Below are 26,082 nucleotides of genomic sequence, written 5' to 3' on the forward strand. Positions count from 1 at the left end.
TCCTACCGAACCCGTCACCGGCGAGAACTCCTCGCCAGAGAAACACGCGCCAACCGCTCATAACCGCAGGTCCGTGGGGTCAACTTTCCCGAACCCGCAGAGGGTCAGATTTCAGAAAGCGCTGACACCGCGTTGCTGCCGCTATTGGCCGTGACGTCGGCGCTGCGCTGGTGTCGGTCAGTGCTCACAGCTATGCCAGCCGCAGTGGGCGGGTGGCACTGTTCGAGCGTGACGGCATGCGATACGCGCTGGTGCCCGGCGGCGCAGTGGAGCTCGGCTTCGATCCTGCGCGGTTCGTTCCGACCGCTGGTCAACTTCAGGATTTCGAGGAGGCGGTAGTCGCATTCTCGCTGCCCAAGCCGATTCACGGTTTCCTGGCCGAACACTTGTCCCCGGCGCGCTGGGCCACGCTGCCGGCTCGGCTGGTTGCGGTGCGCTCGGTTGACGCCGACTCCCTGTTGACGGCCGAGCACGACGGCACGGACGACCACAAATCAGTCATGGCCCGGTTGCAATGGCGAGGTCTGCGGCCGCCGACGCCGGACGAGTGGGAGTACGACTGCGGCGCCGGGGCGACCACGCTATTTCGCTGGGGCGACGAATACCCGGACGGGGAGCCCTACGGCGATGTCCCGCTGATCCAGCGTCCCAACTTCTTCGGACTCGTCATCGGCGACGACCCGTATCGGGCGGAATTCACCACCGATCCGGCAGTGCTGTGCGGCGGTGACGGCGGCAGCGCGCTGTGCGGCGGTTACGGGTCGTTCCTGTCCTGGATCACCCTGGCGACCGCCTACCGCGAACCGGCTATGGCCGAGATCGTCTACGAGGGCTATCTCGTCGGCGAAACGCCCGTACGCCCCGTTCTGCCCATATCATGATCCGCCACGCGGATCTGCCGCGATGAGGTGCGGTGCTGGTGCGTCTTCAGGAAGAGCAGGTGTTGAGCATCGCCTGCAGGGCGCTCCTCTCCGCTGTCTGCACCTTCAGGGCCCAGTGGGGCTTTACCGTGATCCACATCTTGGCGTAGGTCCAGCGGTAGCGACCTGTGACCGTACGGATGGACGGCCGGATCTGACGATGGCGGTGTCGGCGCTGGGGTCGTTGTATCTCCGGTGGCAGGTCGGCCGCCGTGCTGGCCGGGGCCGAACAGATCCGGGTGCACCGGCCCGGTGCGGTGGCCGAGCTCGCCCGCATCATTCGCGTCGATCCGCAGCCGTTCACCTCGTTCGATTTCCGACCTACCCCGTGCCGGCCTGCAGCGCCGCCAGGTCGCGGACCGCGTAGCGGTGGTGTTCGGCTTCCTCCTTCAACACCACGCTGAGGCAGCGGCGTACGACGTATTCCCGGTCGGGGTACAGGTCGCCCGGCTTGCGGGCGCACACCCGGTCGAGGTCGGTCTCGGTGAGCCCGTCGACGATGGCGCGCAGCGTGGCCATCCGGGCACGCCGCGGCGCGAGCACCTCGTCGAGGGTGGGGGTGGCGTCGAGGGTGAGGCCGAGTTTCGCCGCCTCCTCGGGCGGCGTCCCGCCGGCCGGCAGGCCCAGCGGGTGGTACGGCGCCGGCTCTTCGAGGACGGCGTTGCCGAGCCAGGCGTCGCCGGCGAACAGCAGGTGCCGGTGCGTTTCGACGAATGACCATTCGCCGTTGACCCGCTCCTGCAGGGTGGCTTCGGGCAGCTGCCGGGCGCGCTCCAGGGTCGCCGCCCACTGTGTTTCGACGGCCTGGCAGGCTGCCCGGTAGTCGTCGGGGGTCGTGGCGTCGCGGGCCAGCACCCTGGCCGGGTGCTGCCGGTCGAGTTCGGCTTCGACGTAGGCGGTCACGTCGACGTCGTTGACGACGAGTCGGGTGAAGTCGCCGCCGAGGTAGACGTCGCTGCCGTAACAGTCGACGATCTTCAGACCGGTGACCTCGCAGTCGCGGATCTCCAGGCCGGCCAGGTCGGACAGGTGGATGCGGGCACCACGGAACTGCTCACTGTTGGTGTAGTCGGCGGGCATCGCAGCAGTCTGGCGCAGTCGTCTCGTCCGCGTCTATCCCGTGCCTACGTCCGGGGCACCCAGTTCGGCGTCCAGGTGCCGGGGCTGTCGTGGCCGGTCTTCGTGGCGGCGAGGTGGTCGCGCAGGGCAGCCAGGGCGGGGTGGCGGTTGTCGCGGTGCCAGAGCAGCGAATGCGGGTAAACCGGGGTGGGGCCGGTCACCGGGATGCGTCGCCGGCCGTGGCTGGCGGGCCAGACCAGGCGAGTGTGCGCGCCGATGAAGGTGGCCAGGGCCGGGGTGTCGGCGACGGTGTCGAGCAGCGCGTCGGCGCCGAGGTTGGGGCCGGGCGCCTCGATGGTGAGCCGGAAATCGGCGACGAGGTCGTCGCAGTAGGCCGCCCACTCGGTGCCGGCGGTGATGCCGGGCATCCAGATCCGGTGCCCGACGAGCTGGGCGGGCGTCACCGGCCGGGCCACCTCCAGCGCCTGGGCCGGGCCGGTGAGCAGGTGCAGCGGTTCGTCGAGCACCCGGACGCCGGCGATGTCCTCGGGAATGGCCGCCCGGGCATGGCCACCGCGCGGAAGGCCGCGTCGATGGCACCGGAGCGCAGGGCGGCGACGGCCGTCTCAACGTCGAACAGTTGCATCAGGTCGAGCTCGGTCTCGGGGTGTGCCTGGTGAAAGGCGCGGATGACACGAGCGATCACCGTACGCGACATCGATCCATGCCACTAGACCTGATCTTGCCTGACGGGACTTTCCGAGCGTTAACCAAGCCCGACATGCGATCTTGCCGAGATGAATGCGCCCGGCGGAACTTCGATATGGTTCGCCGGTGTCCCGCCAATCGCCTTCCTCGGTATCAGTGCAGTTTTTGACGACCCTATGCCCTGGCGATGTCGTCCACGGGACGGTAACGAGGATCGAGAACTTCGGCGTGTTCGTTGACCTTGACGGGTGTCCCGAACCTGAGATTGGGTTCGTGCCGCCACCGGAGCTGTCGTGGAAGTGGATCTCCTCCGCCCATGAGGTCGTGACGCTCGGCCAGCGGGTCAGCGCCGAGGTACTGGCACTTGATCCTGAAACCCGAGGGCAGGCACTGCTGTCGCTGTGCGCCCTTGAAGAGAACCCCTGGATGGCATGGGCGGACCGGGTCGGCAGTGTGGTGACGGGCCATGTGACTGGCAACTTCGTTCCGCACGGCGTCTTCGTGGCGATCGAAGACGGAGTTGAAGGGTTGCTGCCCTACGACGAACTGGCTCCAGTCGGACAGCAAGAGACTGTTCTTCTTGGGTCGGAAGCGACAGTCCAGGTGGCGGATGTCGAGGTGTCCCGGCGACGCATTCTTTTATCGCTGCCGAAAATAAGCTGACCCTCGAACCAACGCACTCAACTGCCGACGAGAGTGCGTTTCTTCTACCGAGCTGGCAGCAATACTGGCATCCGCAACAGACAGTCATGCGTCGCTCATGCCGCCTGCGGTTAAGGCTGGAAAGATATACTTTGCAAGAAACCTTTGTTCATCAAGGTGACCTATGACCGCGCCGTAGAGGCTCGGTGCGACAGCATCCCAATCAGGATGGTGAGCCACAAATTCGCGACTGTTGCCAACCGTCCACCGGTTGAATTTCCGTGAGTCTATCCGGTTCAGGTCGGCGCTGTCGCGAGAGATAATCAGACCAATCCTGGGAGTGAGCGGCATGGTCAATCGCTGAAAATTGTCGAATCCAATACCGATACCAATTTGCGCGTAAGCCGGAGGTAGCTCAAATACTTGACCGCTAGCAACTCCACTAAGGCATACCGTGTTGTCGGAGATCACTAAGGATGGGGTACGCGGTCGCAAAAGTTTCCAATGAAAGCTCCGGCCATGTAATCGACTGGCGATCGAGTTCCACATATCCTTCGGTCTGGCGTGAGGATCACTGCGATTGCGCCATGGCCAGATGACCTGCGCAAGAATAGCGCGTAGCCCCCCGGACTTGAATGCCAGTTCTTCCTCGCTGGTAGTCGCATCGTTGGAGTAGTCTCGACGGACATACTGGTGAAGCAGGTCGAGAAGCAGGCGATGGCGTTGCCATTGGAGTGCGATAAGCCAAGCTAGCACTTCGCGCTGTTCGGCGTTAGGTTCGCGCGCCGAAGACCCAACAAGTTCGCGGATTACGGATGCAGCGGCACCCTCAATCTCCGACATGCCCTTTTCTAGGGTGACATGATCGGGTTCTTTGCCGGGGCGGTACAAGGTGTGCCCAAGATTTCGATGCCCGACATCCGTAACTGAGGCAAGGTGGGGACCCTCACGATTCAGGCGATGAACGGCAAGCCGCCGTCTGTCGTCAGCAAAGTATTCCAACTGGAACTGCGGAACAAAATGATGCTTCTTCGGGTGTTCCGATCGCTTGGAGTTTTCTCCCACTTCGCCGATCCTCCGTCTTTCAATGCGGCGAGTTAAGGGTCCGATTATAGCGGAGCGCGGGATCCCGACACCTAAAAGATTGACTGACCCGCCCCGCTAAAGCGGAGGCGCCTGCCCCGAAACGGGACTGGCGTCTGCCGGGCGGATTCGCTTCCACCTTGACGCCCTCTTTTGCCGCTGATAAAGCGTGCTGAGCGCCCGTGCGAAGTGCCGGGCGGCTGGCATCGCTCGGGGGAGAACCTCACGAAGTTGTACCGCCGCCCGGCACTTGTCAGGGTAGGCGTTTGACGGGTACTCATGACCCGCAACGCGGCCGGGCAGCGTCCCGTCATCCGGGGTGCGATTCAACGTCGTGTCGTCAGGCACAGCGCGCTAAACACCAACGCACCGAGTTTGCGCCGGTAGACGCCTTCTCCGTGAAGTCTGGCTCAACGACAGGGGACGCGCGCCCTGAAACACCGGCCGATCCGCGCCCCGATCTCACGCTCGCCATCAGCACCGCCGTGGCCGGCACCACGGTGAGGCGTCGGCCATCACACAGCGGTGCACCGCCAGCGGGGCGATAGCGCGTCGTTCGACGCATTGTCATAGCCGAAATGAGAGCGACAGCCCGGACGTCTAGACCGAAGCCTGGCCGGGCCGCGGTCCTAGAGCAATGAAATAAGTAGCCGATGTGAGTGCGCCATAATCCCTAATCAAAATTGGGACGGGGGAAACATTTTATCCCAAACCAACTTACTTGACAGCTTTTTCGGGAGCCCCTCAAATTCTTCATCGAACCATTCATCAAAGGCGTCATTCGCGTCTGCAATAAACTCCTGAAGTGCCTCAACGGCCTCTAGCGCCGTCGCGACCTTAGGGAAGCTCTCGTCGAGTTCAAGTGGCTCCTCATCGTCCCGCTTAAGGTGCCCTGCATCGATCGCCTCAGCGACTAAATCCGCGCCGCTCGGGTCATTAAAGATGTTGGGGTATTCCGCCGAGAATCCTCCAATTTTCGCACGGATCACTTCGCGCACAACCCGGTTGTTCAATGCCCGCAGTGCTTCGAGGGCCTCCTCCCGAAGGGCCTCGAAGCGCTCGATCGGTTCCGTTGGGCGTAGCGCCTCTTTGCGATCTTCTTCGGTTGTTGCCGACTTCAGCAGGCCGATCTGATGAGAAAGAACTGCGACTTCCTTACTTTTTTCAGCTAGGCGATTTTGGGCGTCTTCGAGCTTGCTTTGCAAGTCCTTGAGTTGCGCTTCAGTCACTACTGTCGGTCGTCGCAGAGTTGGCGAAATCCTCTTGAGTTCTTCAAGCCATCTGCTCTTAGCGCGGGTAAAGCTCGCTACATCCTGCTTCTTTCCCATTGCTGCACATGCGCGAGAATGCAATTCGGTAAGAAAATCCTCGTCATTCATGTAGCGGACCGTCATGGGTGTAAGAACCCCTTTTAATTCCTCGCGCGACATGCCGGGCAACAAGACCGGGAAGAGATTGTTGCCGGCTCGCCCCCACGCCGCCCCCAGCTCAGCAATGCAGACTGGACGCGCCTGGTACATGGGAGTAACGAGCGCAATTACAAGTGTAGTTTCCGCTATTTGCCCGCGAATTTCCGCCATGAGATCGGTTCCGGAATTGGCTCCGTACCCTGAATGGCCGGAGCTATAGAAGACATCCTCCTTTGCTGCATTCGCGCCAATGTCTAGCATGTAATCAACGAATGCATCAACAAGCTCCTTATCGGCGTTCGCGTGGCTGATGAAGATCGGTTTCGCAGACATGGTGACAAACTACTACTTGCCACTTGAGGTGGTGTGCTCTTCTGCCGCTGACAGCGTTCTGTTCGAGGGCCGCGGAGAAGAGGTAGGGGCTCCGGCTCTCGACCTTGGCCTTGCTCAGGCAAACTCTCCACATGGACATCGGCGCATTCGCCATGCGGTGGAACCTCGTCGGTCCTGGGTCAGCCAACCTCACTTGGGGCGCTGACGACGAGTTACTGGAGCTCCGTACCACCTACGTCGGCGACGGCTTGCGCAGTCTCCTCCGTGCCGCACTCGATCTCCGAAACGGATCGAACGCCTCAATCGCTTCGCTGCCCACCGAACCTGGTGCTCACGTATTCCTCTTCGGCGGAGCGGCCGAACAGGTCTATGTCCAAATCCTCTTCCTCCGAGACGAGTATGCGGCGGATCCGTGGCTGGGAGCACGGCGCCGCTGGGCCGGACGGATCCGCGTGGACGACTTCGTAACCGCTACGGCAGACATGGCCCAAGCCGTGCTGGACCAGCACGGCGAGGCTGGATACAGGCGGGCGTGGCGCGACATACCCTTCCCGAACCGGGAACTGGCGCGGCTTCAGGAACCCGTTGCAAGTCGGCCCACACCTGATGAGTGAATCCAGGATTGCTTTCTCCGCGGGGAACTCACTCTCTTGCCGCCGATAGGGCGTCGTCGCCGGGTAGAACCCAGGCCAAACAGCGACAGCTGGTTGTGCCGAGGGAGCGCGCCTGCTGTGCTCCTCCGAGAGTTGTCAGCGCGCTTCGCGTAGTAGGCGGTACTGGCAGCAGATATCCAGCAGTTCGGCACACCTGCTCGCGTTGTCGGGATCCAACCCTTCAAGCTCCACGTCCACGAGCACGTCGCCGTCCGGCGCCTTTGCGAAATACAGCTCGACGCGGGTCTCTCCCTCGATGACAACATCGAACCAGTCGTCCGTATCGGCATCCGAGCGAGCGACACCCGCAGCGATGGCGCTCAGGTCATCCCGGCATCGAGTGATCTCGGTAATCCTCTCGACGAACGGGAGTAAATTCGGGCCCAGAATCCAGCCGTGCATCGTGCCGCGCGGTTCCTCCAGCATCGTCGCAATGTAACGCATTGCTATCAATTTCCAAATCTCGAGAATGTCAACGCCCTGATCTGCCGCGAATCGCGCGTTCGGCCTGCTCAATCGCCGATGAAGACCAGTTCGCCGTGCTGCTCTGCGCAGCGCTCCGCCATCGATCGAAGCCGTATCAGCCCACGATGCTCAGCGCCTGCCTTCGCCAGGGTGAGCAGCAGATCGACGTCGGCGACGAGCTGCTGCATCTGGCTCGTGCCGAAACGGGTCTCGCCATGGGGATCGAGCCGACCCAACAGCCCGAGGGTCGAATTCCCATGGAACATAAGCCGGTCGAAGTCGCCGGCGGCATCGAAGAACCCGCCGGCCGGATCCGGTAGCCGTTGTATCCGCTTGCCGGCCACACGCAGTTCGACCTGAATGCCCATCCCCTGATGATCCACGGTCCCGGGTGGGCGTCCTCATCTGCCGCGATCCGGCATGTCCGCGGCGCCGTTCACCAAGCGACGGAGCCCCTGTACAGCATCCTGCGCCCCGAGAAGGCACGCAGTTTCAGCACCGACAAGGCTGATGTCCCGGGTGGGGGGTAGGGCACGGTCGCTGTGGTCAGACGACCCCTCCGATGACTGTCTGCGCCTGGTCGGCGGCCGCACGGCAAAAGGCGGCGATGGCGTGCGGAATGAGGGTCGTCTCCTGCCCCGGGCTCCACCAGCCCCCATCGACCAGTCCTCCGGCAATCTGCGCGGCATCAGGTGGAGCCGCGGACGACCAGTTCGACGGGCATGATGACGCCGGACGGGTCGTCGCCGTCGAAGCGGCGCAGGAGCTGGCTGGTCAGCTGGCCGGCGTAGCGGTGCCACGGGATGCGTACCGTGGTCAGCTTGGGTGTGGTCCTGGCGGCGATCGCCGCGTCGTCGTAGCCGGCGACGGCGATGTCGTCGGGGACGAGGCGTCCAGCCTGGGCGCAGGCGGCGAGCGCGCCTGCGGCCATCACATCGGAGGCGGCGAAGATCGCGTCGAGGTCGGGTGCCCGGCGCAGGAGCTGCTCGGTCGCGGCCAGCCCACCGGCGTAGGTGTAGTCGCCGTGCACGACGAGCGCGGGGTCGAAGGTGCCGATGGCGTCGCGGTACCCGGCGAGGCGTTGCACGCCGCCGGGCAGGTCCATCGGCCCGGTGATGGTGGCGATCCGGCGGCGTCCACGTTGCCGCAGGTGGGTGACGATCTGCTGGGCGCCGTCGCGGTCGTCGGTGCTCACGTAGGAGACGCGGCGTTCGTGGCCCAGCGGTGTTCCGCAGGCCATCACGGGCACCTGCCGGTCGAGGAGGTCGTCGACGGCGGTGCACGCGCGCGGCGCGGAGAACATCAGCACCGGGTCGTCGAGCCGGGCGGCAAGTGTATGGGTGGCCGCGTCCGGTGGTCCGTCACCGGCCACCGGGGTGACCATCATGATGTCCCGCTCGCCGAGGGTGCGCAGGCAGTCGAGCAACAGGGCGTTGACGTTGGCGTCGGCGAGCAGCCGATCGCCGGACACGCAGTGCAGGAACGCCACCGTCCCGGGGCGCGCACCGGCGAGGCGGCGTGCGTGCTGGTTCGGTGCGTAACCGGTGGCGGCCATCGCCCGTCGTACGGCGGTGCGGCTGGCGGCGCCGACGGGGCGACCGTTCAGGACCCGCGACACATGAGTACGCCGAGGCCGATGGGAAGCCTCCGGCGTCTCACGTAAGGCCATGAAGCCGGTTCAGGTCCGGAAGATGGTGTCCGACCACTGAGTTGCCGGGCACATCGAGCACCAGCACCAGGAACACGTCGGGTGTTTCGCATTCCACGAGCACGTGCTGGAATGCCGTCCCGCGCATGTTCCATGCGTACGGCACTCGCCCCTCCGAGAAGTCATGGCCGCCGAAGTCTTCCGAGGGAATGGTCTCGATGTACTCCCAAAAGTCGAATGGCGGCGCGATCCCCCACACCTGGTACTTGGGAGATCCGGTGAGGGCGGCTGAGCACCGGGCGTAGCCTGCCGATGTGATCTTCAAGAGGCGATGGAAGGCGGAGCCGGCAACGGCGATCGAGTCCTTCTGGACCTGGTGGGCCGGAGCGCGGACACGAGCCGAAGAGATGCTGGGCGGCCGGTCGGACAGTCAGCTGGTGGAGGAACTTGGTGCCGCGGTGACGGCGATCCATCCCGGGCTGGACTGGGAGTTCACGGCGGGCACGTCATCGCAGCATCTGCTGGTGGTCAGTGCTGTCGGCGACCCAGAGCTTCGGTCCTTGGCCGAGCAGTGGCGGCGGGCGGGCCCGGGTCCCGACCAGGTCTTCGGATATGCGTCCGCACGCCCGGGCAGGCCGGATGCCCTCGACTCGGGGCTCGTGTTCGACGGGCACGACCTCGACCTGGCCGACACCCGTTTCGCCGCCGCGCACGACGCGGAACGCGACTGCGTCGACGTGCGGGTGTGGCACCCGGCCTTCCCGACGCTTCCCGAAGGGGCACGCCGTCAGATCACTTTTCTCATCCTCGACTGGCTGCTCGGCGAGGACACCGTAGAGATCTGGATCGGCGGTATCGAGACGTGCGTCGAGGCCGGTCCGAGCCTGACCGGCCGAGCCCTCGCCGAACTGGTCGCCGAAGCCGGCCCGGGGGACGGCACACCCCGCTGGCGAACGATGTCCGGGACGGTCGCCGGGAAGCCGGTGGTCGCACTCGCACAGACACGGCTCATACCTGCCCGCTGGCCTGGCTATGACGTGCACATCCGGATGGACGTGCCGTACCCGCGGCGCGACGAGAACGGGCTCCCCGCCAAGGCGACTCTGGCCGCGCTGTACGCACTGGATGATCACGTCGTTGAACACGCGGACACGGTGGTCCTGGTCGCGCATGAGACGTCGAACGGGGTCCGTACCACCCATTTCTACGCCGACCGGCCGACGGCCGCGGACGCGCTGAAGCCACTCGTCGCCTCCTGGGAACACGGACGGGTCAAGATCACGGCGACCCGTGATCCCCACTGGGAGCAGGTCCGGCATCTGCGTTGAGACCCAGCGCCCGGAGGCCGCGATCGCCCTTCCATCGGCTACTTGTTTCATTGCCCTGGTGATCGTCTTCAGCCACGGGCGGACCGAGCATCACCTCCCCCGAAAAGCTCGGCGAGGTCTCCGTTGCCAGGATCCCGGCGGACGAGTTCGCGGCCGTCCTCGACGAAGACGCTGAGATCCTCGATGCCGAGCTTTGAGCTTCATGAACTCACCGCGCCGCGATCGGACCGCTGGACGCGTCAAGGCGTGACCGGGGCACTTCCCGGCCATTCGATACCCGCGAGAGTCGCGACGAGCCGTCCATCGACGAGCCCTACATCGACGTCTGCACCGGAAGCCGCGCCCTGAGCGAAGGCGCTGGGCGCGACTTCGGTGAGCAGAAAGACGAAGTGCAAGGGGAAGGGCGACCAACTCTCGTGGGGAACCCCATCGGCATCAAGCTGGAGATTCGCCTTCCACCCCGCTTCGCACAGCACCGAGAAGAAGACGCCCAGAAAGTCTGCCTCGGCCAGGTGGTCGCTGTCATCAATCAGGACGGCGAGACCCTGCCCAGCAGTTTCATGCCCGTGCCAATCATGCAGGCAGTCCACGAGCGCATCCCAGTTGTGACCGAAGTATCCGGGGAATGACAGCTCACGCGCGAAGACCGCGAAGAGCGATGCCGGGTTGCGCAACTCACGACCCGCGAGCCGCACAACGGTCCCTTCCCGCTCCCGCAGCCTGGTCACTTCAGTAGCCACCCGCGGGTCATCGGCTCGTGTGACGACGACCCATGGGGGCCGGCACTCAGACAGGGTCGGCTCCATCCCATGATCTTTCCAGACGGCCGATCCTGGTGACGCCGATGCGCTACTCGCAGAAGACGTGAGGGCGCCGCAGTACTCGTACACCCGGGAATTGGATATTGCTATGCCCTGGTCCCGCGCAGTGGCTTTCGCAGGATGTAGTTGAATCCGAATTCGGTCTCGCTGGTACGCACATCGACGTAACCCAGTCGCTGATAGAAGCCGTGCGCGGTGATGCTCGCGCCGGTCTCCATGTGGTCGTATCCCTCGCCCGCGGCCTGTGTCTCGATGTGCTGCATGAGGCGCCGCCCCACACCGTGGCCGATCATCCGCGGCTGGACGAACATCGTGAACACCCGGTTGCCGTCACGGGAGACGGTGCCGACGACCGTACCGTTGTCCACCGCAACGAAAACCTGCCGCTCCTCGCCGAGCCGTTCGATCTGCCGCGGAGAGAAATACGCGCACATGCGCGCGATGATCTCCTCCGGGTAATCCCGGCTGTTGATCTCGCGCAGGCACTGGGTTACGACGTCACTGACGGCGGTGCTGTCGCCGGCTTGGAGTGAGCGGATCTGCACCATTCCCCCATCCTGCCGTTCCTGCGCCGGTGAGGGAGGTCGGCGGCGGTCGCGCCGGAGCAGTCAGCCCCGCACCGGGGCCGGGGTCAGTTTGTAATGCAACCGCACGACGGCTGCCGACCACAAGCGCAGCAGATGGTCGGTCCGCAGCACGCCTTCATCATCGACATAGACCCGGAAACGTTCATGGATGGGTACGCGTGCGGCATGCGTGCGCCCACGGGTCTCCACGACGACGTAGGCGCCGTCCGCACCGAACGGGCCGGCGAGTGAACTCAGTTCCAAAGCACCTCCGGGAAGCACTTCCGGTCGCAGGAAGACCTGGACGTTGCCGTACGGAAGAGGGAAGGCGACATGCACGCTGGGCTGGGCGGCGCCGGGCAGTCGCCGGGTGGATAGCATCCGCTGTAGACGTACTCGCCGGTTGAGCGCAGCGTACGCATCCACCCTGCCGCCCTCTGCCGGTCATCGGCATCCACGATTGTCACCACCCTGCTGTCCATGCCGAGGGCGACATCGAGCGGCCTCGTCGGCAGGGCCAGCTGTTGAACCCGGCGGCCGAAGTACCGCGCGACGAACTCCCCGCCGGGCAAGAACACGGTGTTCCATTGCGTCCACACCTCCATCCGCCAGTCGGACGTGTGTTCGTAGAAGTCGCGGATCTCCGGCCGTAACGCATCCGCCTGAAAGCCCGGCCCGTCGAGCTGCGACATGTCCGTCAACAGGCCGGCGCCTTCCCGCTCGCGCACAGCACCGCCGTAGGCAGCCGCGGCATCCCGCAGCCAGGCGTCCCCGATCGTCTCGCTGTCATTCATGGGAGCGGCCAGCCATCGCTCGCCGCAGGCAAGGTCGACCGGGCGGCCGGTGACGCACCAGAACGTACGGGTCATCCGATCGAGACCCGGTATGAACGAACTCATCCGAGAAGCCTGTCAGGATCGGTGCGGCCGCACGCGGCAACCGTCCGCTCCGGGCGAGAACGCCGGCCCGGTCAAGGGCGGCGGCTGCGCCAGGACGAGTAGGTCAGCGGGCGGTGCGGGTGTCAGCGGTGGCGCGGCGTGGCCAGGCCGCATTCGTAGGCGATCACGACCAGCTGGGCGCGGTCCCGGGCGTGCAGTTTGGTCATGGCGCGGTTGATGTGCGTCTTGGCGGTGATCGGGGTGATCGCCATGCGGGCGGCGACCTGGTCGTTGGAGTGGCCCTGGGCGACCAGGGCGACGGCCTCGCGTTCGCGGTTGGTGAGGTGGGCCAGGGCGGCGGTGTCGGCGGGCGGTGGCTGGGCCACGTACCGGTCGATGAGTTTGCGGGTGATGGAGGGTGCGAGCAGGGCGTCACCGCGGGCGGCGACGCGGACGGCGTGCAGGAAGTCCTCCGGTTCGATGTCTTTGACGAGGAATCCGGCGGCGCCGGCGCGCAGGGCGTCGAAGACGTATTCGTCCAGGCCGTAGTTGGTGAGGATGACGACGTGCACGGCGGCCAGGGCGGGGTCCGCGGCGATGCGCCGGGTCGTCTCGATGCCGTCGGCGATCGGCATCTGGATGTCGACGAGCGCGACGTCGGGCAGGTGCTGCCGGGCCAGCGTCACGCCGTCGCGGCCGTCGGCGGCCTCGGCGACCACGGTGATGTCGTCCTCGGCGTCGAGCAGCGCGCGGAAGCCGCTGCGGATGAGCGGCTGGTCGTCGACGAGCAGGACCCTGATCATGGGGTACGGGCCACCGGCAGCTCGGCGTGCACGGTGAAGCCACCTCCGTCACGGGCGCCGGCGCGCAGCCGGCCGCCGAGGGCGGTCACTCGTTCCCGCATGCCGATCAGGCCGACCCCGGGAACGGCCGTGGATTGCGGGGTGGCGGTGCCGTCGTCGTCGACGCGCACGACGACGGCTTCCGGCCGGTACTCGATCCGGACCGACGCGGTGGCCGGCCCGGCATGGCGGGTAATGTTGGTGAGGGATTCCTGCACGATCCGGTACGCGGTCCGGTCCACCGCGACCGGCACCCCGGTGGCCTCCCCTTCGATGGTCAGCGACGTGTCCAAGCCGGTCGTGCGGGCCCGCCGGACGAGGTCGGGGACCTGGTCGAGCCCGTGCGGCACGGCTCCACCGTCATCGCGCAGCGCTTCCAGGGTGGCGCGCAGGTCGCGGGAGGCCTCGCGGCCGGCGTCCCGGATCGCCAGCAGCGCGTCCGGCACCGGTTCGCCCCGTTTGGTGGCCAGGTGCACGGCGGCCTCGGCCTGGATCTTGATCACCGAGATCTGGTGTGTCAGCGAGTCGTGCAACTCGCGGGCGATGTGCAGCCGCTCCTCCCCGGCACGGCGCAGCGCGATCTCCTCCCGGGTGCGCTCGGCCTCGTCCGCCCGGCGCTCGGCCTGGCGCAGCGCCTCACCGGCCGCGCCGGCGGCGAGCAGCCAGGCCAGTCCCAGAACGCCGCGGGCCTCGGTGAACGCCTCGCGCACCGGCAGTCCGGAAACGATCGCGGCCGCGGGCAGCGCGGCCAGCACGACCACGCTGGTGAGCACGGTGGCTCTGCGGTGCCCGGCGCGGACCGCACCGTACACCGCGACCAGGTAGGCGACCGCGAACACGTCGAACCGGGCCGCCTGCCAGCCCACCGCGCACGCGCCGGTGACGATCAGGACGGCGACGGGCGCGCGGCGCAGCGCGACCAGGGCCAGACCGCCGGCGGCCAGCAGCACCAGGCCGAGCGGGTCGGGCCCGCTGCCGGCGCTGTCCGCGGACAGACCGGTGATCACCAGGATCGCCGCCACAGCAGCGCCGATCAACCAGTCACGAACACCGATCCGAGCCTTGCTCATGCGGGCACCCTAGCGGGGCACCGCGGCCGGGCGCGTCATGCGGACGGAGCAACGGCGAATACCACGGATGCGGTACGTCCTCGGCCGCGCACCCGCGTCCGCGGCACGTGCCGCCGCCACCGGCAGCAGCTCGGCAGGCCCACGTCCGCACGATGCCGAACCGGGGCCCGGCGGACAGGATCAGGGCACGTCAAGCACCTCCTCCGAAGGGGACTGTCATGCCCATGAGCGCACTGTTCGCCGCGAACGCGTACACCTTGACCGGGGACCGGATCGTGGCCACCGCCGCCGCGCTGATCGCGCTGGCCGCCGCCGTGGCCGGTGGCCTGGCGCTGCGGCGCCCCGCCGGCCGCAGCTCCGCCCTGGCGCTGGCCGCCGGTGTGGTCGGCGTCGTCGTCGGCGCGCTGGTGGTGGCCGGCGCCGACGGTGGACCCGGCACCGGCAACGGCATCGTCGGTGGTTACGCGGCCGTGGCGCTCGGACTCACGGCGATCCTTCTCGGCGCGCTCGCCCGCGTCCGGAAGCCGCGCCGGGGCGCTGCAGGGCCGCCTGCCTGACGCTCATCGGGAGGCTCCCTCGGCGAGGCTGCCGGCCGCGTCGCTCAGTTCCGCGCGTCGCTCAGTTCCGCGAGGGTGCCGTACCGCGTCGCTCAGTCCGGCGCGCCGCCCGGGCGGGCCGGGCTGCCGAAGAACCGGCGCGAGGTCGCCGTGAGCAACATCGTGACAGTCGCCACGGCCAGCGCCAACGCCGCCACGGCCAGCGGGCCGTTCACCATGCTCATCACCATCGACCAGGCGGTCAGCCGCTCGAGCGCCGTATCGTCACCCGTCGAGAACGCCCCGATACTGACTGTCGTCGTGTCGCCGCCGGACACGCTCGCCACAGCCACGGCCAGCACGGGAAGGGCCATCCCGGCCAGGCTGAGCCGGTACGCCGTCCGGCCGGCCCGGCGCAGCCCGAACGCGGTCACCGCGAGCCAGACAGCAAGGACGCAGAGGATCGCGGGCAGGAAAGCGAACACCCGGAGGACGGCGCCGCCGAACAGTTGCGTGAACAGCACCGCTTCGGCCGCGTTCACCAGCGTCAGCACGCCGAGCAGGCCGGCCACGGCGAGCTGACACCAGAAGGCCACGGTCACCGTCGCCGGCCGCAGACTCCCGCCCGGTTCATCCGAAATCACCCGAGTACCCTAGTCGCCCGGCGGCGGCTCCGGGATGGCCGTTCGGCCATGATCGGCAGGCGGCCGGCCCGCTTCACCGGTCCTCGGGCGTGACCAGCCGGAACTCGGTGCCGTCAGGGTCGGCGAGCAGCACCGGGCCGGTCCCGCCCGCCGTCAGCCGGGTGGCCCCGAGCGCGACCAGCCGGTCCACCTCGGCCGGCCGGTCGCCACCGGTCGTGGTCAGGTCGAAGCGCTGCCGGACGGGCTCGGTGCGCACGGCCAGGGGCGGGCCGCCCCACGCGACCTTGGTGCCGCCGTACGGTGACTGGATCGCGGTCTCCTCGTCCTGGTCCCACACCAGGGGCCAGCCCAGCACCGCGCTCCAGAAGAGGCCCACCTTCCGGGTGCCGTCGCAGGTGATCTCGCCGAGCAGGCCGCAGCCGGCGAGGTACGCGTTGCCGTGCTCGATCACGCAGAACGGGTTGCCCTCCGGGTCGGCCAGGACGATGTGCCCCTCCTCGGGACGCTGGCCGACGTCGAGGTGCGCGGCACCGAGCCCCAGCGCCGTCGCGACGGTGCGCTGCTGGTCGACGGGTTCGGCGCTGGTCAGGTGCAGGTGCAGGTGGTCGGGCCGGGCCTGGGCCGCGCTGCCGGCGGCGAACCGGAGCCCGACCTGGGTGTCGGTGCCGGGGAGGGACACGCCGTAGGCGTCCTCCACGATGTCGCGGCCCAGCATGCCGGCCCAGAACTGTGCCAGGCGGGCCGGTTCGTGCGCGTCGAAGGTCACCGTCAGCCGTGGTGAGAGCATCACCGCACAGTAGAGACGGCCGGCATCGGCGACAAGGCGTGGACGTCACGGACGGCCTCCGCGTAACGGAAATTCGCCACCTTGCTTGTTAGCGCTAATTCTGACTTGTCCCGCCGAAAACTGTTACGCCAGTGGACCGGAAATGGTCGCTTCAGCTGCCAGGTAAGCATCTTGTAACGCCAGTAACCGTCTGGCAATATCGCCTCACGAATGTGAGCGCTCCCATTCAAGTACATCATTGGCACCGGATAGGGAGTTCGACGATGAGGAGCAGTCCCGGAAGTACCCGAAACCGCCGGCTGTGGCGGCTCGCCGCCGCAGCCGTCACCACCGTGCTCGGCGCGGGGCTCGCCGTCGCCGCCACGTCCGCGGCGTCGGCCGCGACGATCGACACCAGCGCGTCGTACGTGCTGGTCAACCGCACCAGCGGCAAGGCTCTCGACGTCTACAACCTGGCCACGAACGACGGTGCCCGGATCACCCAGTGGACGCGCAACGACCAGGTGCAGCAGCAGTGGCAGTTCGTCGACTCCGGCGGCGGCTGGTACCGGTTGAAGTCGCGGCACTCCGGCAAGGTCCTCGACGTCTACAACTGGTCGACGGCCGACGGCGGCTCGATCGTGCAGTGGAGCGACAACAACGCCGCGAACCAGCAGTTCAGCGTGCAGGACGTCGACGGTCACATCCAGCTGATCAACCGCAACAGCGGCAAGGCCCTCGAAGTGCAGGGCGCGTCCACGGCCGACGGCGCGAACATCGTGCAGTACAGCGACTGGAACGGCGCCAACCAGCAGTGGCAGCTCGTCCGGGTCGGCAGCGGCGGCGGACCGTCGCCCTCACCGTCCTCCGGCGCGTGCACGCTGCCGTCGACGTACCGCTGGTCCTCGACCGGGTCGCTGGCGAACCCGCGGTCCGGGTGGGTCTCGCTGAAGGACTTCACGCACGCGCCGTACAACGGCCGGCAGCTGGTCTACGCGACCACGCACGACACCGGCACGTCGTGGGGCTCGATGAACTTCGGGTTGTTCACCAACTGGAACGAGATGGCCTCGGCCAGTCAGAACTCGATGAACTTCGCCGCGGTCGCGCCGTCGCTGTTCTACTTCGCGCCGAAGAACATCTGGGTGCTCGCCTACCAGTGGGGCGGACCGGCGTTCTCGTACCGGACCTCCAGCGACCCGACCAACCCGAACGGCTGGTCGGCGCCGCAGACCCTGTTCTCCGGCAGCATCACCGGCTCCGGCACCGGGCCCATCGACCAGGCGATCATCGGTGACAGCACGAACATGTACCTCTTCTTCGCCGGCGACAACGGCAAGATCTACCGGGCGAGCATGCCGATCGGGAACTTCCCGGGCAGCTTCGGCAGCACCTCGACCGTGGTCATGAGCGACACCACCAACAACCTGTTCGAGGCGGTCCAGGTCTACAAGGTCCAGGGCCAGAACCAGTACCTCATGATCGTCGAGGCGATCGGGGCGAACGGCCGCTACTTCCGCTCGTTCACCGCCAACAGCCTCGGCGGTTCGTGGACGCCGCAGGCCGCGACCGAGAACAACCCGTTCGCGGGCAAGGCCAACAGCGGCGCCACCTGGACCAACGACATCAGCCACGGTGAGTTGCTCCGCAGCAACGCCGACCAGACCATGACCGTCGACCCCTGCAACCTGCGCCTGCTCTACCAGGGCCGATCGCCCAACTCCGGCGGCGACTACGGCCTGCTGCCCTACCGGCCGGGTCTGCTGACCCTGCAACGCTGACCGGTTCCGATCACGCGGTGGTCGCCGCAGGACTTCCCCCTGCGGCGACCACCTCAGGTGTACGGTCGAAGCGTCCTCAGCCGGCGATGCCGTGGACCTTCGGGACGGTCAGCGTGCGCTTCTTCGCCGTACCGCCCAGCACGATCTTGCGAAGGGCCGCGTTGTTGGTGGTGCTCATCTCCGCCAGCTTGCGGTCCGGGTTCGCCAGAACCTGGATGTAGTAGGTGCCGTTCGGCAGCTTGGTGATGTCGAACGACTGACCCGGCCGGTCCTGGCTGTACGTGTCACCGTTGCCGATGTCGAGCACCTCCCGCACCGCGACCACGGTGTTCGCGCCGCACGAGGTCGACAGGTCGGTGTTCGCCGGCCGCCACTTCGCACCCGCGATCGTGTAGTCGACCGCGTCCGTGTTGGCCAGGCAGAACGACTCCTTGCCGCTGCGTACCGCCAGCTTCTGGTCCGCCGCCAGCAGGTTGTACTGCGCGAAGTCGGTGAAGTGCCAGTGCAGGTGCCCGTCGCGCGGGTCCCACTCCATCGTCCCGGCCTTCTTCGAGCCGACCTGCTTGCCCTTGGCGTCGAAGTAGTACTGGTAGGCGTCCATCAGCTCCGTGCCGGTCCGCCGGAACCCGTCCACCACCAGCGGCGACGTGCCCGCGTTCCAGACCGTGGCGCCGAAGTTGACGTACCACTTGCCGTCCGCCTTGCCGGTCTTCTCGTTGAAGCCCTGCGACAGCGAGATCCCCCACGCCGGCAGTGACCGCAGATCCGGCCGCGGGCCCTTCGGCAGCGACGTCACCGGTTTCGGCACCGACGCCGCCGCCCGGAACTCGGGCAGGAACGACGAGACCTGCCGGCGCGCGTCGCCCTCGGCGCTGTGCAGGTCATGCCCGCCCGCTTCCGGCACCGCCGGTTTGCGCTCGGCGTCGGCCGCCCGTGCCGCGGCCACGCCGGCCTTGTCGAACTTCATGTCGACGATGTTCACGGCGACGCTGGCGGACGCCTGCTTGGCCGGGATGCCGAACAGTTTGACGTACTTCGGGTTCACCGTCGCGACAGCGGTGTACTTGCCGGCTTTCAGCTTGTTCAGCGCGGCCGGGTTCACCGGCTGATCCGGCACCGTGGCGTCCCAGCCGGCCTGCACACCCCAGACCGCGCCCAGGCTGAACGGGTTCTCGCCACCGCACCGGGTCGGGTACGGGTTCGTCGCGGGCGCATCCCGCCGGGTCCGGCCCGAGCTCTCCGAGTTGCCGCAGAAGGGCGTCCGGTACGTGGTGACGACCTTGCCACCCTTGTCCTTGATGGCGATCGTGGTGAAGTCCGGCAGGCCGGTGAAGTCCTTGATCGCGCCGGCGGGCAGCGTGACGCCGGTCTTCTTGCCGTTCTTGGTGACCATGCGATGCGCGATGATCGGCTTGTCGTACGCGATGCGCTTGGCCCTGATCTCGAACGCGTCCCGGCCGGCGATCACGTGCAGGCCCAGGTCGAAGGAGAGGTAGACCTCGTCGCCGTCGGCGTACCGCTCGGCGGTCACCGTCTTCGCGGCGGCCACGAACGAGAGCACGGGCGGCGCGGCGGCGGCCTCGGCCACCCCGGCGCCGGCGCCCGCCAGCAGCACGGCGCCCAGGGCCACCCCGGCCACGGGACGCCGTAACCGGCGCCGACTCTGCGGGTCTGTCATTCTGTTCCTCCCCCATTTCGGTCGGCCGGGTCGAACCGGCCGCGGTGGAACAGATCCCACACCATTGGCTGTGAAACTCCTGTGAGGCGCCGGACGATGGCATGAACCCGGGAGGGTTCGATGCCCCATTCATCCGCGCGTGACGACCAGGGGTCGGTCGTCTGCTTCCGGACCTGGACATCACGAACCGGCTCGCCGCAGGGCTCCGGCCGATCGGCGAAGCTCAGCCGGTGGCCGGCTCGTGGTCGGGGCAGCTGACCCGCAGCTCCGCGTCGCCGAACGGTGCGTCCACGAAAGCGCAGTGATGCGGCCTCGCCGGGTCCGGGTGCGCGCGCGGCACGAAGAACCGGCACGTCAGGCACATCCGCGAGATCGGGATCGCGCGCCGGTCCTGCAGCTCGCGGATCAGCGTCGTCGTGCTGCGCAGCATCGCCGCGAAGTCGTCCTCGGAGAGCGCCGACACGGCACCGGTCAGCGTCTCCGACTGCACGGCCAGCCGCCCGGCCTCCTCGTGGCCTGCCTCGGTGAGCCCGAGCAGCAGGGCTCGCGCGTCACCGGGGTCGCGTGTCGCCTCCAGCAGCTCCTTCTTGCGCAGCGTCTTCACCGCGTCGGAGACGGTGGGCGGGGTCGACGCCAGTGCCGTGACGATCTCACCCTGGCGGATCGGGTGACCCCGGTCGTGCAGCAGCGCGACGATGTCGGCCTGCAGCGGAGACAGGTTGTGCGGGCCGGCGTTGCGCCACGCCTCCATCCGCACGGCCTGCCCGAGGCGGGCCAGCCCGATCAGCAGCTGGCTCGCCGGTGGTAGCCCTGGCACGTCGGCCACGCGAACCACGCTCCCCACCCTGCGACCACTGTTGCGCTGACACGTGATCGTATCGGGGCGCCTTCGCGGTCAGCGCCGGAACGTGCCGGGGGTGCCTGGCCAAGTGGCCGCGGTCGGCTGCGCTGGGCTCGCGGGGCGGTGTTGATCTGCTAGCGATGCGAAATCGCGGTTTTGACCCCTTGATCACAGCGATTTCGTAGCGCTAGCAGATCAACATCTCGCCAGGGGCGGGGTGCGCCGGGGGCGGGGTGCGCCGCCGGCGGGGGTCCCGGCGGCGGCAGGTCGCGCCGCCGCCGGGCGGGTTCGTCGGGCCGGATCAGTCGCGCAGGGCGACGCCCTCGACGGCCGGGAAGTCGAGGGTGGTCTGGCCGACGGAGTTGAAGTAGTTGGTGAAGGTGTTCAGCGCGACCGCCGCGACGATCTCGCCGATCTCGCCGTCGCTGTAACCGGCCGCGCGGACCGCCGCGAGGTCGTCGTCCGCGACGAAGCCCTTGCTCGCGATGACCTGCTTGGCGAACGTCAGCGCGGCCTGCACCCGGGGGTCGGAGGCGTGGCCGTCGCGGCCGGCGACCAGGTCGTCCGGGGAGACACCGGCCTTGGCGCCGAGCACGGTGTGCGCGGCCAGGCAGTAGCCGCACTCGTTCTGCACGGCGGCGGTCAGTGCGATCTGCTCCTGCACCGCGGCGGGCAGCCGGCCTTTGGAGAGGGCGCCGGAGAACTGGAGGTAGGCGTCGAGCACGGCGGGCGAGTTCGCCATCGCCCGCATCATGTTCGGTGTGACGCCGAGGGCCCGCTCGACGCGGCCGAGCAGGGTGCGGGCCTGGCCCTCGGCGGTGGCGGGGTCGACGGTGGCAAGACGAGGCATGTCGGTTCCTTCGTTCGCGGCGATTGTTTGGCAGTGCCAACAACACGGCTCCGCGGCGGCTCCGCAAGACCGATCGCGGTGTGTCCCGGAGCACTCCGACGTGACGTGCGGTCCGCGTCCACACCGGGGAGACACGTCGCGCGGCGGGCCGTAGCGTGGACGGGGTGTTGAGCAAGGTGCTTGCCGGTCATCGCCGCCGGGTCAACCTCACCCAGGAGGACCTGGCGGGACGGGCCGGCCTGAGTGTGCGCAGCATCCGTGACCTGGAGAACGGGCGGGTGGCGCGGCCGCGTCCGTCCACTCTGGGCCTGCTGGCCGACGCGCTCGGCCTGTCCCCCGGCGAGCGGCAGCGGTTCCTCGGCGCCGCGACCGCGAAACCCGCCGGACCCCGGCAGCTGCCGCTGGACGTGCCCGGTTTCTGCGGCCGCGACGCCGAGCTCGCCGCCCTGGACGACCTGCTGGACCGGGCGGACACCGCGGTCGCGGTGGCCACGATCGCCGGGCTCGCCGGGGTCGGCAAGACCACTCTGGCCGTGCACTGGGCGCACCGGGTCGCCGATCGGTTCCCGGACGGCCAGCTCTACGCGGACCTGCGCGGTTTCGGCCCGGAACCGGCGGTGAGCGACCCGGCGGACGTGCTGCGTGCCTTCCTGGAGGCGCTCGACGTGTCACCGGCGCGCATCCCGGCCGGCACGGACGCGCGCGCCGCGCTCTACCGCGACCTGCTCAGCGACCGGCGGATGCTCGTGGTGCTCGACAACGCCCGCGACGACGATCAGGTGCGCCCGCTGCTGCCGGGCGCGGGGGCCGGTGTCGTCGTGGTGACCAGCCGGGACCGGCTGGCCGGGCTGTTCGCCGTGGCCGGGGCGCGACCGCTCACCCTGGACGTCCTCACCGGCTCACAGGCGCGGGTGCTGCTGGCCGCCCGGGTCGGCGCCGGCCGGCTCGCCGTGGATCCGCGGGCGACGACCCGGATCGTGGCGGCCACCGCCGGGCTGCCGCTGGCGCTGACCATGGTCGCCGCCCGGGTCGCGGTGCACCCGGCGTTCCCGCTCGCCGCGTTCGCCGACGACCTGGACGTGACGGCCGATCTGCGGCGGGTGTTCTCCTGGTCGTACGGTGCGCTCGCGGAGCCGGCGGCGCACCTGTTCCGCCTGCTGGGCCTGCATCCCGGCCCGGAGGTGACGGCGCCGGCGGCGGCCGCGCTCGCCGGTCGCCCGGCCGGCGGCATGACACCGTGCTTGCGGGAGCTGGCCCGGCTGCACCTGCTGGTCGAGCACCGGCCGGGGCGATTCCTGATGCACGACCTGGTCCGTGACTACGCCGCCGCGATCGCCGAGCAGGACCGGGACGCCCGGGAGCGCCTCTACCGGCATCTGCTGGCCGAGGCGGGTGCCGCCGCGGCCGCGTTGCAGCCGCAATGGTTGACGCCGCTGCCGCAGCCCGCTGTCACGCCCGCGCCGGAGGCGGCCCGCCGCTTCTTCGCCGCCGAGCATCAGGTGCTCACGGCCACGGTGCGTCAGGCCGCGGAGCAGGGCTTCGACGGGTACGCCTGGCGCCTCGCGTGGTGCCTGGCGGCCTGGCTCACACCCGGCGGCCGGTGGGTGGACAGCGCGGTGGTGCAGCGGATCGCGCTGGACGCGGCCCGGCGCTGCGGCGACCCGCTGGGCACGGCGACGGCCAGCCGGATGCTGGCGCGCGCCGAGACCCGGCTGGGCCACCTCGACGACGCCGAGTCGCATCTGCGGGAGGCCTACGACCTCTATCGCGACCTCGGCGACCTCGGCGGGCAGGCGCAGACGCTGCACAACCTGGCCGAGATCCTGCAGATGGCGGGCCGGTCCGGTGAGGCCGTCACGGCCGCCGGTGACGCGGTCGCGCTGCACCGCCGGGCCGGGCACCGCGACCGCGAAGCCCGGTCACTCAACGCCCTGGGCTGGCTCCTCGGCCTGGACGCGAACTACGCGGAGGCGATCGCCTGCTGCACCGCCGCGCTCGCGGTGCAGCGGGAACGCGGCGACCGCAACGGGCAGGGCGCGACGCTTGACAGCCTGGCCTTCACCTACGACCGGCTGGGCAAGCCCGCGCGGGCCGCCGCAGCAGCCGAGGAAGCCGTCCGGCTCTTCCGGGAATCCGGCGATCGGTATCACGAGGCGGAGACCCTGGGCCGGCTCGGCGACATCCGCACGGCGGCGGGTGAGCACGCGGCGGCGGCGCATGCCTGGCGCGCGGCGGTGCGCATCTTCGACGACCTGGACGACCCGGCCGCCGCCGGCCTGCGCCGCCGGCTCGGCAGCGCGGCGCCGGCCCACGCTGGGTCAGGTTCCTGAGGTGCCGCCGATGAGTCGGATCCCATGCCTCCATCGTCGGGACCGGCCCGCCGAGGTCACCAGGAAGTTGGGCGGCAGATGACCGGCAGTACCACCGGCGCTCAGGCGCTGGTGTCGTGGGCGGCCCGGCTGGCGAACACGTCGTCCATGTGCGTCTCCGCCCACTGCTTGAGTGCCCGCATCGTCCGGTGCAGGGACAGGCCGAGTTCGGTCAGCTCGTAGGTGACGGTGACCGGCACGGTCGGTGTCACGGTCCGGCTGACCAGGCCGTCGCGTTCCAGCGAGCGCAGTGTCTGGGTGAGCATCTTCTGACTGACGCCGGCCACCAGGCGGGCCAGTTCGGAGTACCGCATGGCGCGCGGTTCACCCGCGCAGTCGGGCCCGCTGCCGAGCCCGGCCAGGATCAGCGTGACCCATTTGCCGGACACCCGGTCCAGCAGCTGGTGGCTGGGGCAGGCGGCGAGGAAGGCGTCGTACGCCATCTTGCTCGTGGCCCTGTCCTGCGCCGCCGTCGTCGTCGCCATCGCAAGCTCCCCACATCTGGTGTGTTACGCACTTTCAGGTGCCTACTTCCCGCCGGAAAGCTACCTGCTCATAGTGGATCACGCATCCGGCGGCAGCGCCGGAGCACCGAACCGGAAGAGGTACGAACATGTCGTCAACCACCCTCCCCGGCGGCACCTGGACGCTGGGGGATCTGAGCGTCACCCGCGTCGGCTACGGCGCCATGCAGCTGGCCGGACCGTGGGTGATGGGACCGCCCGCCGACCACGCCGGCGCTCTGGCGGTGCTGCGCGAGGCGGTCGAGCTGGGCATCACCCACATCGACACGGCCGAGGCGTACGGGCCACGCGTCACCAACCAGCTGATCCGGGAGGCGCTGCACCCGTACCCCGCCTCGCTGCTCGTCGCGACGAAGGTCGGCGCGACCCGTGACGAGCAGGGCGGCTGGCCGCCGGCGCGGGATCCGCAGAGCCTGCGCCGGGCGGTGCGGGACAACCTGGAAACCCTGGGCCTGGACACGCTCGATCTGGTCAACCTGCGGCTGGGTGACGCCGAGGGGCCGCAGCCCGGTTCGCTCGCCGAGGCCTTCGAGACGCTCGTGGACCTGCAGCGCCAAGGCCTGATCCGGCACCTCGGGGTGAGCAACGCGACGGCCGAGCAGGTCGCCGAGGCGCAGGCCATCGCGCCGATCGTGTGCGTGCAGAACAGGTACAACCTCGCGCACCGCCACGACGACGAGCTGATCGACGCGCTTGCCGCACAGGGTGTCGCGTACGTCCCGTTCTTCCCGCTCGGCGGTTTCAGCCCGCTGCAGTCCGAGGCGCTGTCGGCGGTGGCCGCCCGGCTGCACGCGACACCGATGTCGGTGGCGCTGGCCTGGCTGCTGCACCGGTCGCCGAACATCCTGCTGATCCCCGGCACGTCGTCGGTGGCGCACCTGCGGGAGAACGTCGCCGGCGCGGGACTCGCCCTCTCCCCCGACGACCTGGCCGAGCTCGACAAGATCGGCCGCTGACGGACCGCCCGGCGCAGCCGGGTCCGCGCGGCGGCCCCGACCCGGCACGCGGCTCCCTCGACCCGGCACGCGGCTCCCTCAGCGTGGGGTGCGCAAGCCGTCGAGCAGCCGCACCAGGTCGGCCCAGGTCGCGTCGAGGGCGGCCGCCCGGTCGCGGGCACCGGCGATGTGCAGGGCGCCCTCGTTCATCGCGCCGGACAGCAGCGCGGCCGTCGCCGCCGGGGACGTGACCCGCAGGTGCCCGCTCGCGGCCAGGCCGGCCACCGCTTCGGCGAGGTGGTGGCCGGAGGCGGCGGCGTCCTGGTCACGCCAGGTGTTCCAGCCCATCACGGCCGGGGCGTCGAGGAGCAGGATCCGACGGTGGGTGTCGGTGACACTGGCGACCAGGAACGCCCGGCAGCCGGCGACGAAGCCGTCCCACGGGTCGCCGGCGGCCTCGGCGGCGGTGGTCACGGCGGCGGCCACCCGTTGCTGGGCGGCCGCCGCGACCGCTTCGAACAGTGCCTGCTTGTTGCGGTAGTGGTGGTAGACGGCCCCCCGGGTGACCTGGGCGGCGGCGGCGACCTCTTCCAGGCCGACGGAGGCGTACCCCCGCTCGGTGAACAGCGTGGTGGCCACCTCCCGGATCCGCCGCGCGGTGATCTCGCTCTGTTCCTTGGTGGCCCGCGCCATCCGCGTCCTTCCTTTACAAACACACTGTATGTATATTCGG

At 68.6% G+C, this 26,082-nt stretch carries 29 protein-coding genes; 8 read left to right on the forward strand and 21 right to left on the reverse strand.

The features are described from left to right. Positions 1-212: 212 nt before the first annotated feature. Positions 213-881 (forward strand): hypothetical protein, encoded by a 669-nt coding sequence (locus tag LPA41_RS13210; RefSeq protein ID WP_229070473.1) that lies wholly within the window; start codon positions 213-215, stop codon positions 879-881. Between the two features lie 360 nt (positions 882-1,241). On the opposite strand, the gene LPA41_RS13215 is transcribed toward LPA41_RS13210, so the two are convergent. Beyond that, on the reverse strand, positions 1,242-2,000 hold the full coding sequence (locus LPA41_RS13215) for a DinB family protein (RefSeq protein WP_229070475.1): 759 nt from the start codon (positions 1,998-2,000) through the stop codon (positions 1,242-1,244). A 44-nt stretch (positions 2,001-2,044) separates the two neighbouring features. Then, positions 2,045-2,506, reverse strand: a complete 462-nt coding sequence (locus LPA41_RS13220) for a substrate-binding domain-containing protein (RefSeq protein WP_229070477.1) — start codon at positions 2,504-2,506, stop codon at positions 2,045-2,047. A 274-nt stretch (positions 2,507-2,780) separates the two neighbouring features. Between LPA41_RS13220 and LPA41_RS13225 the strand changes: the two genes are divergently transcribed. Next, positions 2,781-3,350: a S1 RNA-binding domain-containing protein gene (locus tag LPA41_RS13225; RefSeq protein WP_255689665.1), complete on the forward strand. Its 570-nt coding sequence runs from the start codon at positions 2,781-2,783 to the stop codon at positions 3,348-3,350. Positions 3,351-3,434: 84 nt separating this feature from the next. On the opposite strand, the gene LPA41_RS13230 is transcribed toward LPA41_RS13225, so the two are convergent. Together LPA41_RS13230 and LPA41_RS13235 are read right to left on the reverse strand one after the other, a co-directional pair. Next, the gene (locus LPA41_RS13230; protein ID WP_229070481.1) at positions 3,435-4,394 is read right to left on the reverse strand and encodes a DUF4238 domain-containing protein; all 960 of its coding nucleotides are present in this window, start codon (positions 4,392-4,394) and stop codon (positions 3,435-3,437) included. A 695-nt stretch (positions 4,395-5,089) separates the two neighbouring features. Beyond that, positions 5,090-6,154 carry a toll/interleukin-1 receptor domain-containing protein gene (locus LPA41_RS13235; RefSeq protein WP_229070483.1) on the reverse strand — a complete coding sequence of 355 codons (1,065 nt, stop codon included), beginning with the start codon at positions 6,152-6,154 and terminating at the stop codon, positions 5,090-5,092. Between the two features lie 131 nt (positions 6,155-6,285). Here LPA41_RS13235 and LPA41_RS13240 point away from each other — a divergent pair, with 131 nt between their 5' ends. Beyond that, the gene (locus LPA41_RS13240; RefSeq protein ID WP_229070485.1) at positions 6,286-6,768 is read left to right on the forward strand and encodes a hypothetical protein; all 483 of its coding nucleotides are present in this window, start codon (positions 6,286-6,288) and stop codon (positions 6,766-6,768) included. Positions 6,769-6,903: 135 nt separating this feature from the next. Here the strand turns inward: LPA41_RS13240 and LPA41_RS13245 are convergent, their stop codons facing one another. The 4 genes from LPA41_RS13245 to LPA41_RS13260 all read right to left on the reverse strand — a co-directional run bounded on the left by LPA41_RS13245 (position 6,904) and on the right by LPA41_RS13260 (position 9,245). Then, complete coding sequence (locus LPA41_RS13245; protein ID WP_229070486.1) at positions 6,904-7,233, reverse strand: hypothetical protein; 330 nt, start codon at positions 7,231-7,233, stop codon at positions 6,904-6,906. A gap of 86 nt (positions 7,234-7,319) precedes the next feature. Next, positions 7,320-7,640, reverse strand: a complete 321-nt coding sequence (locus tag LPA41_RS13250; RefSeq protein WP_229070487.1) for a hypothetical protein — start codon at positions 7,638-7,640, stop codon at positions 7,320-7,322. A gap of 320 nt (positions 7,641-7,960) precedes the next feature. Continuing rightward, positions 7,961-8,827 (reverse strand): LacI family DNA-binding transcriptional regulator, encoded by an 867-nt coding sequence (locus tag LPA41_RS13255; protein WP_229070488.1) that lies wholly within the window; start codon positions 8,825-8,827, stop codon positions 7,961-7,963. A gap of 100 nt (positions 8,828-8,927) precedes the next feature. Further along, positions 8,928-9,245: a hypothetical protein gene (locus LPA41_RS13260; RefSeq protein ID WP_229070490.1), complete on the reverse strand. Its 318-nt coding sequence runs from the start codon at positions 9,243-9,245 to the stop codon at positions 8,928-8,930. On the opposite strand from LPA41_RS13260, the gene LPA41_RS42955 reads away from it, so the two are divergent. After that, positions 9,235-10,248, forward strand: a complete 1,014-nt coding sequence (locus LPA41_RS42955) for a DUF695 domain-containing protein (protein WP_229070491.1) — start codon at positions 9,235-9,237, stop codon at positions 10,246-10,248. The genes LPA41_RS13260 and LPA41_RS42955 overlap by 11 nt on opposite strands. 239 nt (positions 10,249-10,487) lie before the next feature. Here LPA41_RS42955 and LPA41_RS13270 read toward each other — a convergent pair whose 3' ends face one another. From LPA41_RS13270 to LPA41_RS13295, 6 genes are all read right to left on the reverse strand, one after another. Then, a complete protein-coding gene (locus LPA41_RS13270; RefSeq protein ID WP_229070492.1) occupies positions 10,488-10,988 on the reverse strand; it encodes a barstar family protein in 501 nt (166 codons plus the stop codon). Between the two features lie 167 nt (positions 10,989-11,155). Next, entirely contained in the window at positions 11,156-11,617 is a 462-nt protein-coding gene (locus tag LPA41_RS13275) for a GNAT family N-acetyltransferase (protein ID WP_229070495.1), read from the reverse strand. Positions 11,618-11,677: 60 nt separating this feature from the next. Further along, on the reverse strand, positions 11,678-11,899 hold the full coding sequence (locus LPA41_RS13280) for a hypothetical protein (protein ID WP_229070496.1): 222 nt from the start codon (positions 11,897-11,899) through the stop codon (positions 11,678-11,680). Continuing rightward, positions 11,890-12,534 carry a hypothetical protein gene (locus tag LPA41_RS13285; RefSeq protein ID WP_229070498.1) on the reverse strand — a complete coding sequence of 215 codons (645 nt, stop codon included), beginning with the start codon at positions 12,532-12,534 and terminating at the stop codon, positions 11,890-11,892. Before LPA41_RS13285 ends, LPA41_RS13280 begins: the two co-directional genes overlap by 10 nt. Positions 12,535-12,656: 122 nt before the next feature. Next, a complete protein-coding gene (locus LPA41_RS13290) occupies positions 12,657-13,316 on the reverse strand; it encodes a response regulator transcription factor (RefSeq protein WP_229070501.1) in 660 nt (219 codons plus the stop codon). Next, positions 13,313-14,425, reverse strand: a complete 1,113-nt coding sequence (locus LPA41_RS13295; RefSeq protein WP_229070504.1) for a histidine kinase — start codon at positions 14,423-14,425, stop codon at positions 13,313-13,315. Before LPA41_RS13295 ends, LPA41_RS13290 begins: the two co-directional genes overlap by 4 nt. Before the next feature lie 224 nt (positions 14,426-14,649). Here LPA41_RS13295 and LPA41_RS13300 point away from each other — a divergent pair, with 224 nt between their 5' ends. After that, a complete protein-coding gene (locus LPA41_RS13300) occupies positions 14,650-14,982 on the forward strand; it encodes a DUF6223 family protein (RefSeq protein WP_229070506.1) in 333 nt (110 codons plus the stop codon). A 92-nt stretch (positions 14,983-15,074) separates the two neighbouring features. Here the strand turns inward: LPA41_RS13300 and LPA41_RS13305 are convergent, their stop codons facing one another. Beyond that, the gene (locus tag LPA41_RS13305; RefSeq protein ID WP_229070509.1) at positions 15,075-15,605 is read right to left on the reverse strand and encodes a hypothetical protein; all 531 of its coding nucleotides are present in this window, start codon (positions 15,603-15,605) and stop codon (positions 15,075-15,077) included. 73 nt (positions 15,606-15,678) lie between these two features. Beyond that, on the reverse strand, positions 15,679-16,392 hold the full coding sequence (locus LPA41_RS13310; protein WP_229070512.1) for a VOC family protein: 714 nt from the start codon (positions 16,390-16,392) through the stop codon (positions 15,679-15,681). 263 nt (positions 16,393-16,655) lie between these two features. Here LPA41_RS13310 and LPA41_RS13315 point away from each other — a divergent pair, with 263 nt between their 5' ends. Continuing rightward, positions 16,656-18,152: a non-reducing end alpha-L-arabinofuranosidase family hydrolase gene (locus LPA41_RS13315; RefSeq protein WP_229070515.1), complete on the forward strand. Its 1,497-nt coding sequence runs from the start codon at positions 16,656-16,658 to the stop codon at positions 18,150-18,152. A gap of 76 nt (positions 18,153-18,228) precedes the next feature. On the opposite strand, the gene LPA41_RS13320 is transcribed toward LPA41_RS13315, so the two are convergent. The 3 genes from LPA41_RS13320 to LPA41_RS13330 all read right to left on the reverse strand — a co-directional run bounded on the left by LPA41_RS13320 (position 18,229) and on the right by LPA41_RS13330 (position 21,521). Next, positions 18,229-19,830, reverse strand: coding sequence for a lysyl oxidase family protein (locus tag LPA41_RS13320; RefSeq protein WP_229070518.1), 1,602 nt, complete (start codon positions 19,828-19,830; stop codon positions 18,229-18,231). 223 nt (positions 19,831-20,053) lie between these two features. Next, positions 20,054-20,656, reverse strand: coding sequence for a MarR family winged helix-turn-helix transcriptional regulator (locus tag LPA41_RS13325; RefSeq protein ID WP_229070520.1), 603 nt, complete (start codon positions 20,654-20,656; stop codon positions 20,054-20,056). Positions 20,657-20,972: 316 nt separating this feature from the next. Then, complete coding sequence (locus LPA41_RS13330) at positions 20,973-21,521, reverse strand: carboxymuconolactone decarboxylase family protein (RefSeq protein WP_229070522.1); 549 nt, start codon at positions 21,519-21,521, stop codon at positions 20,973-20,975. Positions 21,522-21,685: 164 nt separating this feature from the next. Here LPA41_RS13330 and LPA41_RS13335 point away from each other — a divergent pair, with 164 nt between their 5' ends. After that, positions 21,686-23,851: a tetratricopeptide repeat protein gene (locus tag LPA41_RS13335; protein ID WP_229070525.1), complete on the forward strand. Its 2,166-nt coding sequence runs from the start codon at positions 21,686-21,688 to the stop codon at positions 23,849-23,851. Positions 23,852-23,952: 101 nt separating this feature from the next. On the opposite strand, the gene LPA41_RS13340 is transcribed toward LPA41_RS13335, so the two are convergent. Continuing rightward, positions 23,953-24,375 carry a helix-turn-helix domain-containing protein gene (locus tag LPA41_RS13340; RefSeq protein ID WP_229070528.1) on the reverse strand — a complete coding sequence of 141 codons (423 nt, stop codon included), beginning with the start codon at positions 24,373-24,375 and terminating at the stop codon, positions 23,953-23,955. A gap of 128 nt (positions 24,376-24,503) precedes the next feature. On the opposite strand from LPA41_RS13340, the gene LPA41_RS13345 reads away from it, so the two are divergent. Continuing rightward, positions 24,504-25,370, forward strand: coding sequence for an aldo/keto reductase family oxidoreductase (locus LPA41_RS13345; protein ID WP_229070530.1), 867 nt, complete (start codon positions 24,504-24,506; stop codon positions 25,368-25,370). Positions 25,371-25,448: 78 nt separating this feature from the next. Here the strand turns inward: LPA41_RS13345 and LPA41_RS13350 are convergent, their stop codons facing one another. After that, entirely contained in the window at positions 25,449-26,042 is a 594-nt protein-coding gene (locus LPA41_RS13350) for a TetR family transcriptional regulator (RefSeq protein WP_229070534.1), read from the reverse strand. Positions 26,043-26,082: the final 40 nt, after the last annotated feature.

The sequence above is a fragment of the Actinoplanes sp. DH11 genome (assembly GCF_020873875.1).
In the GTDB taxonomy this organism is placed as follows: Bacteria; Actinomycetota; Actinomycetes; order Mycobacteriales; family Micromonosporaceae; genus Actinoplanes.

What these genes read in the sequence shown, in the direction of transcription:
- LPA41_RS13215 (WP_229070475.1), bottom strand. Translation starts at nt 2,000, where the DNA reads ATGCCCGCCGACTACACCAACAGTGAGCAGTTCCGTGGTGCCCGCATC.
- LPA41_RS13225 (WP_255689665.1), top strand. Translation starts at nt 2,781, where the DNA reads ATGCGCCCGGCGGAACTTCGATATGGTTCGCCGGTGTCCCGCCAATCG.
- LPA41_RS13235 (WP_229070483.1), bottom strand. Translation starts at nt 6,154, where the DNA reads ATGTCTGCGAAACCGATCTTCATCAGCCACGCGAACGCCGATAAGGAG.
- LPA41_RS13240 (WP_229070485.1), top strand. Translation starts at nt 6,286, where the DNA reads ATGGACATCGGCGCATTCGCCATGCGGTGGAACCTCGTCGGTCCTGGG.
- LPA41_RS13245 (WP_229070486.1), bottom strand. Translation starts at nt 7,233, where the DNA reads ATGCTGGAGGAACCGCGCGGCACGATGCACGGCTGGATTCTGGGCCCG.
- LPA41_RS13250 (WP_229070487.1), bottom strand. Translation starts at nt 7,640, where the DNA reads ATGGGCATTCAGGTCGAACTGCGTGTGGCCGGCAAGCGGATACAACGG.
- LPA41_RS13255 (WP_229070488.1), bottom strand. Translation starts at nt 8,827, where the DNA reads ATGGCCGCCACCGGTTACGCACCGAACCAGCACGCACGCCGCCTCGCC.
- LPA41_RS13275 (WP_229070495.1), bottom strand. Translation starts at nt 11,617, where the DNA reads ATGGTGCAGATCCGCTCACTCCAAGCCGGCGACAGCACCGCCGTCAGT.
- LPA41_RS13285 (WP_229070498.1), bottom strand. Translation starts at nt 12,534, where the DNA reads ATGAGTTCGTTCATACCGGGTCTCGATCGGATGACCCGTACGTTCTGG.
- LPA41_RS13290 (WP_229070501.1), bottom strand. Translation starts at nt 13,316, where the DNA reads ATGATCAGGGTCCTGCTCGTCGACGACCAGCCGCTCATCCGCAGCGGC.
- LPA41_RS13295 (WP_229070504.1), bottom strand. Translation starts at nt 14,425, where the DNA reads ATGAGCAAGGCTCGGATCGGTGTTCGTGACTGGTTGATCGGCGCTGCT.
- LPA41_RS13300 (WP_229070506.1), top strand. Translation starts at nt 14,650, where the DNA reads ATGAGCGCACTGTTCGCCGCGAACGCGTACACCTTGACCGGGGACCGG.
- LPA41_RS13310 (WP_229070512.1), bottom strand. Translation starts at nt 16,392, where the DNA reads ATGCTCTCACCACGGCTGACGGTGACCTTCGACGCGCACGAACCGGCC.
- LPA41_RS13315 (WP_229070515.1), top strand. Translation starts at nt 16,656, where the DNA reads ATGAGGAGCAGTCCCGGAAGTACCCGAAACCGCCGGCTGTGGCGGCTC.
- LPA41_RS13320 (WP_229070518.1), bottom strand. Translation starts at nt 19,830, where the DNA reads ATGACAGACCCGCAGAGTCGGCGCCGGTTACGGCGTCCCGTGGCCGGG.
- LPA41_RS13330 (WP_229070522.1), bottom strand. Translation starts at nt 21,521, where the DNA reads ATGCCTCGTCTTGCCACCGTCGACCCCGCCACCGCCGAGGGCCAGGCC.
- LPA41_RS13340 (WP_229070528.1), bottom strand. Translation starts at nt 24,375, where the DNA reads ATGGCGACGACGACGGCGGCGCAGGACAGGGCCACGAGCAAGATGGCG.
- LPA41_RS13345 (WP_229070530.1), top strand. Translation starts at nt 24,504, where the DNA reads ATGTCGTCAACCACCCTCCCCGGCGGCACCTGGACGCTGGGGGATCTG.
- LPA41_RS13350 (WP_229070534.1), bottom strand. Translation starts at nt 26,042, where the DNA reads ATGGCGCGGGCCACCAAGGAACAGAGCGAGATCACCGCGCGGCGGATC.